Below are 15,753 nucleotides of genomic sequence, written 5' to 3'. Positions count from 1 at the left end.
GTTGAAAATCTCATTAAGAAAGAAATGGTAAGAAATAAACTGGAAAAGGAGGTATTAAAGGAGTTGTATTTTCTTCTTTTAAAAGGTAAATAATTAGTCCTTTTAAATATCTCTTGAGCACTACTTTAATAAAACAGGAGGGTTTTACTTTCTATTATAAAAGGGGCAGTATAGGAGATATTATAGTAACTAATCTCTATTATTGATAAAAAGGTGGTAAAGAAAAATATAATAAATTATGATAAGAATTGAGAGGATGATAAATTTTAAAGGTTTATAAGATATTTATTATTAATTTTTCTTTTGACTTTATACTCTCTTTTTCTTATTGACTTATTTAAAATTTCGGTTATATTAAAATTAGCGATGGGAAAAATAATTGCGATTGCCAATCAAAAAGGAGGCGTTGGAAAAACAACAACCGCTATTAATTTGTCAGCCGCTTTATCAATGAGAAAGGAAAAAATATTACTTTGTGATTTAGACCCCCAAGGTCATGCTACCTTAGGATTAGGTGTTGATAAAAAGAATTTAAAACTTTCTCTTTATGATATTTTATTAAAAAAAGCCAATATTAAAGAAGTTATTATCAATAATATCTTTGAAAATCTTGACTTATTACCTGCTAATATTGACCTTGCTGGCTGCGAAGCAGAACTTCCCTTTGTTGAAGAAAAAGAATTTTTATTAAAGAATAGCCTATCTTTAATTAAAGAGTCTTATTCTTTTATTATCATAGATTGTCCACCTTCTTTAGGGATTTTAACTGTCAATGGTTTAACAGCCGCGGATAGCGTTTTAATTCCTGTCCAACCAGAATATTATGCCTTAGAAGGAATTTCGCGGTTATTAGATACGATTAATTTGGTAAAAAAAAATTTAAATCCTTATTTAAGAATTGAAGGGATTTTAATAACGATGCACCAACCAAGATTAAATTTAACCAAACAGGTGGAAGAAGAACTAAGAAATTTTTTTCAAGATTTAGTCTTCCAAACAGTCATTCCTCGTAGTATTCGTTTAGCAGAAGCCCCAAGTTTTGGCAAAACAATTTTCCAATATGATATTACCTCTTTGGGGGCTCAGGCTTATCTACAATTAGCAAGTGAAATTTTAAACCACCAGGAGAGAAAAAATGAAACATAAAGCATTAGGTAAAGGGCTTAGTGCCTTAATTTCTGATGAAACAAAAAGGGCGTTAGAAAATGAAGTAGTGTATTTAAAAATTGAAGAAATAAAACCAAATCCATATCAACCAAGAAAATTAATTGATGAAAAGGGTTTAGAGGAATTGGCTAATTCTATAAAGGAAAAAGGCATCTTACAACCATTGGTTGTCCGACGAACAAGAGAAGGTTACCAATTGATTATGGGAGAAAGAAGATTGCGTGCAGCAAAAATGGCTGGACTTAATGAGGTGCCAGTAATTGTCAAAAATGTGAGTGATTCAGAAATGATCGAAATGGCATTAATTGAAAACCTTCATCGGGATGACTTAAATCCAATAGAAGAAGCATTAGGTTATAAGAGTTTGATTGATGAGTTTAATTATACCCATGATAAGGTGGCAGAAAAAGTTGGCAAAGACCGAGCAACAGTAACTAATGCTTTAAGATTATTAACTCTGCCACCAAAGGTAAGGGATTATGTTGCGAGTAATTTGATTAGTGTTGGTCACGCCAAAATTCTCCTTTCGCTACCAGATAGACAGAGTCAAGAACTTTGGGCAGAAAAAATAATTGAAGAAGGCTTATCAGTAAGACAATTAGAGGCAAAAATTTCTTCCTTAGGAATAAAGAAAAGGAAAAGGACAAAAAAAGAAGAAAAAGACCCTTTTCTTAGTGATTTAGAAGAGAGGTTAAAGAACTTTCTTGGCACAAAGGTGAATATTTTGGCAAAAACCAAAGGCGGCACAATTATTATTGAATACTATTCAGACGAAGATTTAGACCGGATTATTAATCTGATAATAAAATAAAAATGGAGGTGAGCGGACTCGAACCGCCGACCTTCTGCTTGCAAAGCAGATGCTCTCCCAACTGAGCTACACCCCCAATCAAAATAATTATATATAAACTTCATAAAAAATCAAGAATCTGTTAATCTTCTTCTAAAATCTTGATTATTTTCTCTTTTACTTTCCTCGGATCTGCCTTACCTTCTAACTTCTTAACCACCTGTCCAATTAGATAGCCAATAACTCCTTTTTTTCCTTTCTTATACTTTTCCACAACTTCTTTCTCTTTTTCTAAAACTTCAAAGATAACTCTATCCCAATCTTCTTTCTTTTCCGGCAAAAGGGTGGCTAAATCTTTTATAGTAATCTTTTTTTCTACTAATTCATAAAAAATTTTCTTTATATTGCCCATTGGCAATTTATTATCACTTAATAAATTTAGAAAATAACTAAACTCTTCCATCTTTAAAGGAAAATCATTAATCTTAATATTCTTTTCATTCAAAATCCTTAACACTTCGTTAATCAGCCAATTGGTAGCCAAATTTTTATCTTTTACCAGTTTCATTAGGTTTTCATAATAATCACACAAATTTTTATCTCTAATAATTATCTCAGCAAACTCTTCTTTTATATTATATTCCCTTATTAATCTTTCTTTTCTCTCTTTGGGAAGTTCTTTTATCTCTTCCTTTATTTTTAAAATATCTTCTTCCCTAATAATTAATGGTGGTAAATCGGGTTCAGGAAAATAACGGTAATCTTCCTCTTCTTCTTTTGCTCTCATTATCTCAGTTCTTTTTTCTTTTTCATTCCACAATAATGTTGCCCTTTCTACCTTCTTTCCTTTTTCCAATAAACTTTTCTGATATCCAATCTCATATTCTAACGCCTGATAGACATTTTTTAGAGAATTTAAATTTTTTATCTCCCTTCTTTCTGAAGGATAATTATTATATCGCAAAGAGATATTAGGTTCGCATCTTAAATTACCTTTTTCCATATCAGCATCCGATATATCTAAGTAGATTAAAATTGCTTTCAACTCTTCAATAAAAGAGACAACTTCCTTTGGACTACGAAAATCAGGTTCGGTAACAATCTCTACCAAAGGAACACCTGCCCGATTAAAATCAACCAAAGTCTCATTGGCGGTATGGATAAGTTTCCCACTATCTTCTTCTAAATGGACCCTTCTAATTCTTATCTTTTTATTATCAATTAAAAGATAACCATTATAAGCCAAAGGTTCTTTATATTGGGTTATCTGATAACCCTTTGGCAAATCGGGATAAAAATAATGTTTTCGGGCAAAAGTACTTTTCTTATTTATCTCACAATTTAATGCTAATGCCAATTTCAAAGCAAGTTCTACTGCCTTTTTATTTAAAACTGGCAATACTCCGGGAAATCCCAAACAGATAGGACATACATTAATATTTGGTTCCTTTTCAAATTCTGCTGGACAAGAACAGAATAGTTTTGAATTGGTTTTTAATTGGCAATGAATTTCTAAACCAATAATTACTTCATAATTGTTCAATTCCATAGGCAAAATCTAATATCTCTTTCTCACCAAAGGGTCTACCAATAATTTGGATTGAAATTGGGAAATCATTTATTTTATATTTCAAAGGAATTGATAAGGCTGGTAGGCCAGCTAGGGATACTGGAACTGTTAAAATATCAGAAAGATACATCATTATTGGATCTTTTAACCGTTCGCCTAATTTAAAGGGTAAGGTTGGTGAAGTGGGAGCCAAAATTATATCAACTTTCTCAAAAGCCTTTTGAAATTCTTCGCATATAACCTTTCTTACTTTTATGCCAATACCATAATATTCTTCATAATATCCTTTGGAAAGTCCATAGGTACCTAAAACAATTCTTCTTTTTACTTCTTTGCCAAAACCTTCACTTCTTACTTTGGTATAAAATTCATCGATATCTTTTGCTATTAGATTTAATCCATACCGCACCCCATCATATCTTGCCAAATTAGAAGAGGCTTCACAAGTAGCTATTAAATGATATGCATAAATTCCGTATCTAATTGTCGGCAAAGAAAGTTCAGATATCTTTGTTCCTTCTTTTTCTAATAATCTAAAGAAATCTTCATAAATCTTTATCAAAGAAGAATCCATTTCTTCAAAAAAGAAATCCTTGGAGATACCGATTTTTGCTTCTTTTAAATTACTCTTTAAAGGTAAATAGTTATGAACCGGATCTTTTGCTGAAGTAGAATCAAACTCATCATAACCACTAATTGCTTGTAAAACAATAGCACAATCTTCAACATATTTAGAAATTATACCGATCACATCTAATGAGGAGGCAAAGGCAACTAAACCAAATCTTGATACTCGACCATAAGTTGGTTTTAAACCACAAACACCACAAAAGGCTGCTGGTTGTCTTACTGAACCGCCGGTATCAGAACCCAAAGCAACCGGAACAATATTTGCTCCGACCGCTGCCGCACTGCCGCCTGAAGAACCACCAGGTACATATTCTTTGTTTATCGGATTTAGACAGGGACCAAAATAAGAAAACTCATTAGAAGAACCCATAGCAAATTCGTCTAAATTTGTCTTGCCAACAATAATAGCTCCTTTTTCTTCTAACTTTTTAACAGCTGTTGCCGAATAGGGTGAGATAAAATCTTTAAGAATTTTAGAAGCACAAGTAAGTTTTTCACCAGCATACGCGATATTATCTTTTACTGCCAGTGGTATACCAAATAAGGGATTAGGTATCTCTTTAAATTTATCGAACTCTTTATCACATTCTTCTGCTTTTTTTATTGCTCTTTCAGGAAAGATAGAAATAAAGGCATTCAACTCTTTGTTCTCTTCTATTTTTTTAAACACCTCTTTTACCAATTCCGAATAACTCAGTTCTTTTCTTTTTATCAGATTTTGAATTTCATTAATCTTTAGTTTTAAAATATCCATTATAAAATCTTTTTTATTCGGAAATAGCCTCCTTTAAAATTAGACAGTCCTTTTAAGAAACCACGATCACCAATTTTTGCTTCATCTTTTCTTAATGGACACTCTTCTATTAAACCAGTTTCTTGGTCATTCTTTTCTTCTCTTCGATATATCTTTTTTAACTCTTGAAAATAACTTACTATCTTTTCGCATTCTTTAATAAAATTTTCCAATTCTTCCTTGGGAAAACTTAATTTCGCTAAGGAAATAACCTTTTTTATTATTTCTTCCATTAAATTAACTTTGCTTGATTGATATAGAGTTCAAACTCACATCCCAAAAATAAAGAAGCCCTTCTTGCCATTATCATCCGATTTAAAAAGATTTCAAAATACTCCATTACGGGAGCAATTTTGGTATCAATTTCTAAGTCAAAGATAATCTTTCTCTTTTTATTATCAACGGTTAAAACCGATTTAGTAACTGCGTAATTCACTCGGTCATGGATATCAAACTTTACTAATTCCGGATTTCTTACCCTTGTTCGATGGACATCAGATTTATCAGCAATAATTAAAGCAGCAGAGATTTCAGAAATGGGAGTTCCATCTTCTTCGTGATGATTGCCCAATGCGGAAACAACTTCTAAAATTTCGTAATAGGACATTTTCATTCTCTTTAGTATTTGGTAAGCAAGAATTGCCGACATGTGTTCGTGCTTATCTCGATTGACAACATTACCAATATCGTGTAGAAATCCAGTAATTGCTGCGAGTTCTGCCTTTCTTTCATCGTATTCCAATTTTTTTAAAATATAATAACTCCTTTCTGCTACTAACCGTGCATGTCTTAAACCGTGTTCAGTATAGCCGATCATCTCTAATTGCTTGTCAGCCGATTTAATGAGCGCAATAACCTCTTTATCCCTTGCCAATCTTTCTAAATTTACTTTTTGATTCCTTTTCATTTTTATTTTAAGGCACTAACCGATATCTATCCCGTGGAAAGAGACTTGCCTCTCTAATATTTTTCAAATTTAATATCTGGCAGGTAAGCCTTTCCGCACCGATTGCTAAACCACCATGGGGTGGCATTCCGTATTTAAAAATCTCTAAATAAAATTTAAAGTTCTCGGGATTATAACCAAAATGTCTGATGCTCTCAAAAAGCATATCATAATCGTGAATTCTTTGGCTACCGGTAGTCACTTCCATTCCCTTATAAAGCAAATCAAAGCCACGAGAATAATCTGAATTTTTATCAGGCATAGTATAAAAGGGCCGAATAATCCTTGGAAATTTGGTAATAAAGACAAAATTTGTTCCGTATTTATTTAATGAGTAATCGCAAAGCAATCTCTCCTCTTCTGGTGTTAAATCGTTTCCCAAAAACTCTTTCTGATATTCTCTTTTTAGTATCTCTTTGGCTTCATAAAAAGGAATTCTGGGAATCTCTTTTATCTCTTCTAATTCCACATTATATTCCTTCAAGATTTCACCATACTCTTTTTTTAAATATTTAAAGAGATATTTTAAAAATTTAACCTCCAAATCCATAACATCATTCTCGTCTTCGATAAAACCCATTTCTAAATCTAAAGAGAGATATTCATTTAAATGACGTGAAGTTTCGTGATCTTCTGCCCGATAGACAAAACCAACCTCATAAACCCTTTCAAAACCAGCACCCACAAGCATCTGTTTATAAAACTGGGGACTTTGGGCAAGATAGGCAACACGATCAAAATACTCTACTTTGAAAAGTTGACTACCACCCTCAGTTCCGGAAGAAACTATTTTCGGAGTATGGACCTCTAAGAAATCCTGTTTCTCTAAAAAATTTCTAAAAGCCTTCACTATTCCGGCTTGGATTCTAAAAATATTACCTATTTTAATGTTTCTCAAACTTAATGGCCGATAATCTAAAATCATATCTAACTTTAAATTCAAAAGGGATAGATCGCGATAATATTCAAAAGGTAAATTTGCCTTTGGTAGATTCAAAATCTCAACCTTCTCAATCAAAACCTCCATTCCTTTTGGTGCTTGTGCCTCTTCTTTTACCTTACCAAAAATCTTAACAACCGAAGCCTTTTCCAATTTATCCAAATTCTCAATCTCCTTATCACAAACTCCTTGAATCTGGCCACTTCTATCCCTGATAATAAAAAACTTCAACTTACCAAGTTTTCTTATTCCTTCAATCCAGCCATAAATTAAAACCTCTTTATTCAAATATTTTGCCAGATCTTTAACCAAAACTCGCTTCATACCTTTATTTTAATTAAAAAAATAATATTGTCAAAATAGAAAGGAATTATTTCTTGAATTTATTTTAAAGATTTATTATAATTTATTCAATGTATTTTCTTTTGTTTATTTTTCTTTGCCAATTTAATTATTTTGAATATATAAAAGGTTATGATACGCCATCGGATGAAGGTGGTAGTATCAGTTTAGAATGGCAGATAAAAGAAGAATTTATCTCGCAAGAAAATCCCATAAAATTTTTTGAGATATATCGAAGCGAAAAGCAAGATACTCTTTTTGAAAATGTTGGTTTTGTTTTGTCTCAATATAATTATTACGAAGATAAAGGATTAAAAGATAATAAAGAGTATTACTATCAAATCTGGGCAATAAGAGAAAGGGATACATTAAAATCAGAAATAATTGGTCCGATAATCGCTCGACCCCAATGGTTTAATAAGAATCGATTAAATGTCTTGGTTATTACAATTATTTTATTTGTTGTCTTTTTATATTATATTGAAAAGGCAAGAAAGGGCGAGAAATTATTTGTAAGAAAGATTAGCGGTCTTGATGCGATTGATGATGCTGTTGGTAGGGCAACGGAAATGGGGAGACCAATCCTCTTTTCTTTTGGTCTTGGTTTTATTACTGATGTGGTTACAATTGCTGCCTTATCAATATTATCTAAGATTGCTAAAAAGGCAGCTGAATACGGTACAAGGCTAATTATTCCTAACTATGACCCAATTGTGATGACTGCTGCTCAAGAAACAGTAAAAGAGGCATATTTAGAGGCAGGTAGACCTGATCTTTATAAAGAAGGTGATATTACTTATTTAACTTCTGACCAGTTTGGTTATGCGGCAGGTTGTGACGGAATAATTATGAGAGAAAAGCCAGGAGCTATATTCTGGCAGGGATATTTCTTTGCTGAATCTTTAATCTTGGCAGAAACTGGTCACGCAGTTGGTGCTATCCAAATTGCCGGTACAACCGCCATAACCCAATTGCCTTTCTTTATTGCTGCCTGTGATTATACTCTAATTGGTGAAGAGATGTTTGCTGCCTCTTGCTATTTAAAACCTGAACCGCAAATGCTTGGCTCATTAAAAGGTGAAGATTTCCTAAAAGCAATTATTTTAATAATCTTAGTAATCTCAGTAGGTATTGCTACTTTATCCGTTTTATTTAAAAACATAGAACCGATTTATCAATTTATTAAAAATATCTTTACGGTGCTATGATAAGAACACAATTACCATTAATTATCACTTTCTTTACCGGAATGTTATTAATAATTACTTTCTTTATTCCTCATAAGCCTTTTGGTGATTTAGAACAGAGATTTTTAATCTGGTATTCAATTATTTCTGGCTTTACGGTTTTACTGGGTTTAGACAGTCTTGTCCGATATCATTTGACAAAATTAAAAAGAGAGTTTAATATCCATAGTCTTCTTTTACTTTTCTCATTATTTTTAACTTTAATCTTAGGTTTTTATTCTTGGTTTAGATTTAAAACACCCTTTGCCTTGAATTCACCTTTTATGTATCTTTATACCTATGTGATTATACCGTTACAGGCGACAATGTTTGCTTTGCTTGCTTTTTTTATCGCTTCGGCTGCCTATCGGGCATTTCGGGCAAGAACCTTTGAGGCAACTTTATTACTAATTGCGGCAACAATTGTTATGCTTGGTCGGGTACCAATCGGTTCTTATATCTGGAAAGGGATTGCCTATATTATCTCTGGTATCTTCCCCAAAATCCCTTATGAAGAACTTGCCAAAAAAGAGGTTTTTGCTTTGATAAGCGATTGGATAATGAATATTCCTCAGAATGCAGCAAAAAGAGGAATTTTTATCGGCACTGCTCTTGGTGGTATTGCGATGTCAATAAGAATTATTTTAGGTATTGAAAGGACTTATATAACAAAATGAAAGATATTTGGATAAAATTGGCAACGATTGACCGAAGAATAATTTATCTCTTGGTATTTTTGGTAGTTGCTTTACCAATGATATTTAGAATGATAATGCCTATTCGGGTTTCTAACGAAGTAAAAATGGCTTTTTCGGAAATCGATAATTTAAAACCTGGCTCAATCGTGATGATCTCTATTGACTATGACGCAGCCTCAGAACCAGAATTACAACCAATGCTTATTGCCATCTTGAGACACTGCTTTTCGAAGGATATTAAAGTAATCTTATTAGGTCAATGGGCATTAGGGCTTCCATTAGGTGAAATGGCATTAAATCAGGTTGCCAAGGAATATAATAAAAAATATGGTGAAGATTATGTGAATTTAGGTTATCGACCTGGTTATACCGCTTTAATGGTTGGTATTGGCAAAGAGATAAGGGATTTCTTTCCTACTGATTATAAAGGAATTCCGATTGATTCTTTTCCTTTTATGAGAAAAGTGAGAAATTATCAGCAGATTGATATTTTGGTTGGTTTAGAAGCCGGTGCCACTGGTGATGCTTGGGTTCAATTTGCTGGTGCCCGTTTTAATCAGAAAATAATTTTAGGAACTACTGGTGTTGTGGCTCCGGATATGTTTCCCTATTTACAGGCAAAACAGATTGTTGGTTTAATTGGTGGACTACAAGGAGCAGCCGAATACGAGACATTAGTAAAAAAAGCGGGTAGTGCTATTTTGGGAATGCCTGCCCAATCTTTTGTCCATTTATTAATAATTATCTTTATTATTATTGGTAATATTGGCTATTTTATTTTAAGAAGAAGAAAATGATATTAAATATTATTGGTACTTGGCTGGCAGCAACCTTAACCTTGGCAATTTTCTCTTTTTTATATAAAGATAATCCCTTTTATAAACTGGCTGAACATATTTATGTTGGTGTCTCAGCTGGTTTTTGGGTTATCTATGTCTGGTCTTTTGATATCAAACCAATGCTTATTGACCGATTTATGACAGCAACCGGAATTGAAAAATGGATATTATTAATTCCGGCAATTTTGGGCGTTTTAATGCTTACCCGTTGGTTTCCGAAAACTGCTTGGATATCAAGAATTCCTTTATCTTTTACGATTGGTATTGGTGCCGGTTTAGGAGTCACCGCCAGTATCCAAGGTTTTCTAATTCCCCAAATTGGTGCTACTTTACTACCATTAACAACAATTAATAATATACTATTAGTTATCGGTGTTATCTCAACAATCATTTATTTCTATTTCTCAAAGGAGTTTAAGGGTGCTTGGAAGTTTTTCTCCCGATTAGGAATTATTTTTATTATGGTTGCCTTTGGTGCCTCTTTTGGTTATACGGTAATGGCAAGAATCTCTTTATTAATTGGCAGGATTTATTTTCTTTTACACAACTTTTTAGGTATTATTCCTTAATTTCTTCTTCATTAATAATTAAGCCTTCAAAGATGTAAATTTCGGTATCCTTGTCTTTATAGGCATCCGGGTTGAGACCGGCTTTTAGACAGGTATGTTTTAAAAAAGTTTCTCGATCCCAACCATATTCCGTGGCAACTTGAGGTAAAAGCAGACCTTGATAAAAACCTTTTTTAATAAATATTCCGTGTTTACCAACAACAATCTTATTAATATCATCTATCTTTTTCAATGGCGAAAGAATGGTAATCTCAATTTTAATATCTTTTAACTCTTTTAAACTAACTGGCGGAAACCTTGGGTCTCTTAATGCCGCATTTATTGCGTTATCAATCACTCCTTCGTATAATGGCTTTATTCCTTCAATATAACCAATACAGCCTCTAAGTTCACCAAACTTATTTAAGGTAACAAAAACACCGTATCTCTTTTTTAGATTCTCCGAAGTTATTTTAAAATCTGGTATCTTTTTATTATTAAGGTAATTTTCTAAGGTTTTCCGAGCAATAGTTAATAACTCCTTTTTCTCATCTTCATTCAGTTTTAATTCAAACTCTTCTGCCTTTAAATTTTCTTCTTTTTTCTCTTCCTTCGGAATAACAAAAACTACTGAACCATAACCTACACAATAACCAGTTTTTATTCCCATTACATCATTGGAATTGGTATAATTTAAAGTAATTGCCTTTGCTTTTGGAGAAAGATTTTTGGCAATTAAAATACCAATAAGAATAGGGAAACCACCGCACGCTTGAATCTCTTCTCTTAATAAGGCTTCGTAAAAAACTTTTGGTTCCATTTTTTCAATATAATTTAATGTCTGTTTATCAGTTCGCACACATTCTTGGTAAGAATAGCCATGATACAAATCAGAGGAGACAAGAAAGATTATTTTCTTTTTAGAATTTTTTATTACTTCGCTGATTGCCTTAGCCAGATTTTCACACTCTTCATATTTCGGAAAAAGAGCCATTATCGGCACAATCTTGAAATCTTTATAAATTACTTGTAAGAAAGGAATCTGGACCTCTAAGGAATGTTCGTAATTATGTGCCTCTTTTAAATCTTTCACATAGGGACATCTCTCTTTCAACTCTTTTGCTATCTCTTCATCAATCATAACTTCACCTAATGGTGTCTGCCAAGAACCATCTCCGTATAAGGCAAAACCAGTAAAACTTGCTTGATGAGAAGGACCCAAGAGAATAATTGTGTTCACTTCTAAGTCTTTAATAACTTTATAAGAATGGGCAGCCACTTTACCCGAATAGGGATAACCAGCATGGGGTGAGATTACACCAATAATCTTATCTTTTATTTCGGAAACCTTTGCCAGATTGAGATAGGTTTTAATATCTTTTTCTAATTCAATTTTATCACTCGGATAAAATTGACCACTAACACAAGGTTTTCTAATCATTTTTGCCTCCAATTTCTTTTGTGGCTTTGAGCCACACATTAAAATTGATATTAAAAAAATAATAATATTTTTTAACTTCACTCTTTTACTAATTCATCAAGCCTTTTATTGGCTTCATCAAAATCGGGTTTTAATTCCAAACTTTTCCGATACATCTCCCTTGCCTTATCAACTTCGTTTAAACCTTCATAGGCAAGCCCTAATTGATAATAAATAAGGTAATCTTCTTTAATTGTTAATGCCTTTTTGAAAACTTCTATCGCTTCCTTGTAATTTTTGTTTAAAAGATAGAATTGACCTGTTTCCAGCAGGTCATCGTAATCTTCTTTCTTTATCTTTTTCATTCTTTCACCATTCTTTCTAAATCTTTTTCTCTTCCCAAAACTACTAAGATATCATTTTCTAATATTACATCTTCTCCCTTGGGCGAAACGATTATCTCTTCTTTTATTTCTGGAATCCCTTTTTCGTTAAGATAAGGTGATTTTCTTTTAATTAAAATTACCGTAACACCAAATTTTTCACGTAGTTTTAATTCTTGTAAACTCTTATTATAAAAACTTTTGGGAGCAGAAATTTCAGCAATAGAATATTCCGGATTCACTTCTAAAATCTCAAAAAATTTCTTTGAATGGTAGGCTTTTGCCAATCGAATGGCTGTCTCTTTTTCGGGTAAAATTACTTTATCGGCACCAACCCTTTTTAAAATCTCGGCGTGTAACTCATCCACCGCCTTAACCACTACCTCTTTAACTCCCATCTCTTTCAAAAGCATAGTAATTAATATACTGGCATCTATCCTTTGACCAACACTAACTACCGCACAATCAACTTCGCTAATGCCACTCTCTTTTAATGCCTTATCATCGGTCGCATCTAAAATTAAGGCACTAGTCGCCTTATCGCTAAACTCATTCACCTTATTATCATCTTTATCAATCACAATCACATCAAAACCTTCATCAATTAATGCCTTCGCCAGTTGGCTGCCAAATCTCCCTAAGCCAATAATACAAAAAGTCATAATAATATGATAAGGAAATCTTTTTAATAGTCAATTATTAACTTATTAACAATCTCTTTCTTCTCTTTTCTTTCTAAGGAAGATAAACTCAATTTATAAAGATAAATACCCCTTGCTAAATTTTCTATTCTAATTGGCACCGAATTAAAGCCAAAATTAAAAATTAAATTATTCTCCTCTAATATCTTTCTGCCATTAAGAGTATAAATCTTAATACTTCCCAAGCAACCTTCATTCAAAAGAAAAGTAAAATATAAGTAATCCTTTACCCGAACAACCGCCAAGTCTTTTATCTCAATTTTTGGTTCTATCTTTGTCTTCAAAATAACTGCTTTCTCTTTCTTATTTAAAAGATTGTCATAAATAATAACACGACAATTATTAAAATCTCTTTTTAAAGTTATTGGTATCTTACAATAATAAAAGGTATCTTGATAATAAAAATATCCACCCAAATCAATAACCTCATCTTCAATTATTATCTTTGGTGAATAAACTTCTCCCCTTTTTAGAAATATACCGCTCTCATCAAATGCCCTTATCTCCAATTGAAAATCCTTTTTTACTTCACTGGTATCTTTCAGGATTTTATTATTGGCATACAAGTAGATATTTGGTGGCAGGGTATCAAAATTCTCATAAGGTAAGGTATCTCTAAAAAAGGTATCAATGTTAAAGGTAAAAGAAGAATCTTTTGTCTTATAAAATATTGATAGTTTTAAGGTCTTTGGTATTTCCCAATAATAGTTCTCTGGTGAACCCAAAAAGATTGTATCTAATTTTAAACCTTTGGGAAAGATAAAAGAGAAATTATAAAAGGAATCTTTTAATATCTTCTTTGCTTGAAAAATCTCTTCGCCCGATAGATTATAAAAAATATCTATCACCGGTGATTTATATCTTCTTTTCCTTTTACCCAAAGAAAAACTTAACTCACTAAACTCTACACCCTTTTTAAGGTTTATCCTTGCTTCAACCTTCTTACCACCTAAAAAAGGTCCTTCACTAATCTCTAAATTTAAATCTCTTCTCTTTGGTATATTTAATTTTGTTAATGGCTCACCAAATAAATGGTAAAAGGTATTTACTTGCCAACAATCATAAAAGGCATCGCCTAAAATATCTTTGTTGTTATAAATAAGTGCCAAAACTAATCTCCTTAATAGTTCTTCATTACCTGGTGGTGAAGTCCCTTTTATTGCTCCAATCGTCGCAATAAAACCTTCTTTATTTCTTACAAGTTCTTCACTTAATGCTTCAAATTTGGTATCATCAAACCGACCAACACCACAACTACCAAAATAGCCAATCGGATAATTAGGTCTTGCCTTCACTTTTCCAACATCACCTAATGTTAATAATTTCTCATGGGCAATCTGAAAACCAGCACCATGACCAAAATAGAAAGCAAAGGCAAAACCCTTATCGTTTAGCAATCTTACAAACTCGTCACGGGCATTTGTCTTATCTTCTTCACCAAGAAAGGGAAATTCGGTAAGATATAATTTCTCAACATCATAATCTTTAGGAATAATTGAAGCAATATTCTCACAATTTCTAATATGATCTGCCCGAAACTCATCCGGCTCACTTGGACTTCCCTTATACTCATCATCCGCCAAGAAAAGTATCCGCTTTTTATAACTACTTATATTCCTTTCATATTCTTTAAGTTTAAATAGATAATCTCTCAATTCGCTCTCATTCCTTAATGGCAACCTTGTCAAAACAAAATCTGGACTTCTGCCATTGCCTTCAAAATCAGCAAAATAGGAATCTAAGGCATAAATCGCCGTATTATAAACATTGAAATCAAAACCATAGCCAACTTCATAAGTAAATATCTGTGGCTTATTATATAAAAGACCCCGATAATCATATGTAGCATCACCAACCAAACAACCATATAAAGGTCTTTTTAAAGCAAAAAACTTCTTTAATGAATAAGGCTCCTCAATACCAAATAGATAATGGTCAATTATCTCTTCGATTTTAAAGACTTCGCAAGAGAGCTCCCTATCCCGATATCTTTTTAACTCCCGACAGGCATAATATAAATCACTTGGACAGATAATTAGATAATCACCCGATAATAAATGGATATTACTATTACGATAATAACTTTTATTCTCAATTCTTTTTACCCTCTTTATCTTATCAAAATCACTAATATATAAAATTGTTGTATCATAGGCATAATAAGAGAGATATAAGGTATCCTTCTCAATTAGATAATCCTTTAATATCTTAGGAGAAAATTCGTCGGTAATATCTAAAATAATTGGTTTTTTAACTTTAATAATCTTTATATTATGCTTTTTTATACTATCTAAGATAAGGAAAATTGGCGCATCTTGAAAATTCAATTGCCTTAAATAGATAAACTCAAAATAATCAGTATAAAAGTTCATCGCCTTATCTTTTCGATAAAATAAAAGTTTTAGATTTATTTTATCTTTTATTGGATAATTTATCTTTTTGTTATAAAGAGAACCAGACGGTGGTAAGGCAGAAGGGATATTTAGAGTATCTATTAAGTTACTATCCAAATAGATTTTAAGGATAAAACCAAAAGGACTATCACAAAATATCGGAAATTTGAGATTATCCAAAAGAAAGGCATTTTTAATCTCAAAACTATAACTTATCTCTTTACTTACCTCATAACTTGCCTTTTCTATCTTATCCCATATCCATAATAAACCACCACGAGCAGGACAATCTCTATCAAACTCAATATGCCTCTTCTCATAGCCAAAATCTTTAAATACTTCCTTTCTATCAGGTAAAGAAGATAAC

At 32.2% G+C, this 15,753-nt stretch carries 15 protein-coding genes and 1 tRNA gene; 6 read left to right on the top strand and 10 right to left on the bottom strand.

The genetic code is table 11. The features are described 5' to 3' along the window. The first annotated feature begins 366 nt into the window (after nt 1–366). Nucleotides 367–1,146 (top strand): AAA family ATPase, encoded by a 780-nt coding sequence (locus ABIK75_06830; GenBank protein MEO0090796.1) that lies wholly within the window; start codon nt 367–369, stop codon nt 1,144–1,146. Beyond that, nucleotides 1,136–1,978: a ParB/RepB/Spo0J family partition protein gene (locus tag ABIK75_06825; GenBank protein MEO0090795.1), complete on the top strand. Its 843-nt coding sequence runs from the start codon at nt 1,136–1,138 to the stop codon at nt 1,976–1,978. Before ABIK75_06830 ends, ABIK75_06825 begins: the two co-directional genes overlap by 11 nt. Nucleotides 1,979–1,981: 3 nt before the next feature. Here the strand turns inward: ABIK75_06825 and ABIK75_06820 are convergent. The 6 genes from ABIK75_06820 to aspS all read right to left on the bottom strand — a co-directional run bounded on the left by ABIK75_06820 (nt 1,982) and on the right by aspS (nt 7,160). Further along, nucleotides 1,982–2,054 (bottom strand) — tRNA-Ala (locus tag ABIK75_06820). 45 nt (nt 2,055–2,099) lie between these two features. Beyond that, complete coding sequence (gene gatB, locus ABIK75_06815; GenBank protein MEO0090794.1) at nt 2,100–3,506, bottom strand: Asp-tRNA(Asn)/Glu-tRNA(Gln) amidotransferase subunit GatB; 1,407 nt, start codon at nt 3,504–3,506, stop codon at nt 2,100–2,102. Beyond that, complete coding sequence (gene gatA / locus ABIK75_06810) at nt 3,487–4,911, bottom strand: Asp-tRNA(Asn)/Glu-tRNA(Gln) amidotransferase subunit GatA (protein MEO0090793.1); 1,425 nt, start codon at nt 4,909–4,911, stop codon at nt 3,487–3,489. The genes gatB and gatA overlap by 20 nt, the downstream gene beginning before the upstream one ends. Continuing rightward, on the bottom strand, nt 4,911–5,183 hold the full coding sequence (locus ABIK75_06805; protein MEO0090792.1) for an Asp-tRNA(Asn)/Glu-tRNA(Gln) amidotransferase subunit GatC: 273 nt from the start codon (nt 5,181–5,183) through the stop codon (nt 4,911–4,913). Before ABIK75_06805 ends, gatA begins: the two co-directional genes overlap by 1 nt. Next, entirely contained in the window at nt 5,183–5,857 is a 675-nt protein-coding gene (locus ABIK75_06800) for an HD domain-containing protein (GenBank protein ID MEO0090791.1), read from the bottom strand. Before ABIK75_06800 ends, ABIK75_06805 begins: the two co-directional genes overlap by 1 nt. A 7-nt stretch (nt 5,858–5,864) precedes the next feature. Continuing rightward, nucleotides 5,865–7,160: an aspartate--tRNA(Asn) ligase gene (gene aspS / locus ABIK75_06795; GenBank protein MEO0090790.1), complete on the bottom strand. Its 1,296-nt coding sequence runs from the start codon at nt 7,158–7,160 to the stop codon at nt 5,865–5,867. A gap of 89 nt (nt 7,161–7,249) precedes the next feature. Here aspS and ABIK75_06790 point away from each other — a divergent pair, with 89 nt between their 5' ends. Genes ABIK75_06790 through ABIK75_06775 form a run of 4 tightly spaced genes read left to right on the top strand, consistent with a single transcriptional unit; the run spans nt 7,250 to nt 10,510 of the window. Beyond that, nucleotides 7,250–8,386: a DUF6754 domain-containing protein gene (locus ABIK75_06790; GenBank protein MEO0090789.1), complete on the top strand. Its 1,137-nt coding sequence runs from the start codon at nt 7,250–7,252 to the stop codon at nt 8,384–8,386. Further along, nucleotides 8,383–9,081 carry a hypothetical protein gene (locus tag ABIK75_06785; protein MEO0090788.1) on the top strand — a complete coding sequence of 233 codons (699 nt, stop codon included), beginning with the start codon at nt 8,383–8,385 and terminating at the stop codon, nt 9,079–9,081. Before ABIK75_06790 ends, ABIK75_06785 begins: the two co-directional genes overlap by 4 nt. Next, entirely contained in the window at nt 9,078–9,899 is an 822-nt protein-coding gene (locus ABIK75_06780; protein ID MEO0090787.1) for a hypothetical protein, read from the top strand. Before ABIK75_06785 ends, ABIK75_06780 begins: the two co-directional genes overlap by 4 nt. Continuing rightward, the gene (locus ABIK75_06775) at nt 9,896–10,510 is read left to right on the top strand and encodes a hypothetical protein (GenBank protein ID MEO0090786.1); all 615 of its coding nucleotides are present in this window, start codon (nt 9,896–9,898) and stop codon (nt 10,508–10,510) included. Before ABIK75_06780 ends, ABIK75_06775 begins: the two co-directional genes overlap by 4 nt. Here the strand turns inward: ABIK75_06775 and amrB are convergent. From amrB to ABIK75_06755, 4 genes are all read right to left on the bottom strand, one after another. Beyond that, complete coding sequence (amrB, locus tag ABIK75_06770; protein ID MEO0090785.1) at nt 10,500–11,930, bottom strand: AmmeMemoRadiSam system protein B; 1,431 nt, start codon at nt 11,928–11,930, stop codon at nt 10,500–10,502. The genes ABIK75_06775 and amrB overlap by 11 nt on opposite strands. Before the next feature lie 77 nt (nt 11,931–12,007). Continuing rightward, complete coding sequence (locus ABIK75_06765; GenBank protein MEO0090784.1) at nt 12,008–12,274, bottom strand: tetratricopeptide repeat protein; 267 nt, start codon at nt 12,272–12,274, stop codon at nt 12,008–12,010. Next, nucleotides 12,271–12,954 carry a TrkA family potassium uptake protein gene (locus tag ABIK75_06760; GenBank protein ID MEO0090783.1) on the bottom strand — a complete coding sequence of 228 codons (684 nt, stop codon included), beginning with the start codon at nt 12,952–12,954 and terminating at the stop codon, nt 12,271–12,273. The genes ABIK75_06765 and ABIK75_06760 overlap by 4 nt, the downstream gene beginning before the upstream one ends. 23 nt (nt 12,955–12,977) lie before the next feature. After that, nucleotides 12,978–15,753, bottom strand: a 2,776-nt coding sequence (locus ABIK75_06755) for a C25 family cysteine peptidase (protein ID MEO0090782.1), incomplete at its 5' end; no start/stop codon positions are given.

The organism is candidate division WOR-3 bacterium (assembly GCA_039801725.1).
Lineage (GTDB): Bacteria > Hydrothermota > Tepidihabitantia > Tepidihabitantales > DTDR01 > DTDR01.
Note: the sequence above shows the minus strand (reverse complement) of the source record. Positions and strands in the feature narration are given on the sequence as shown.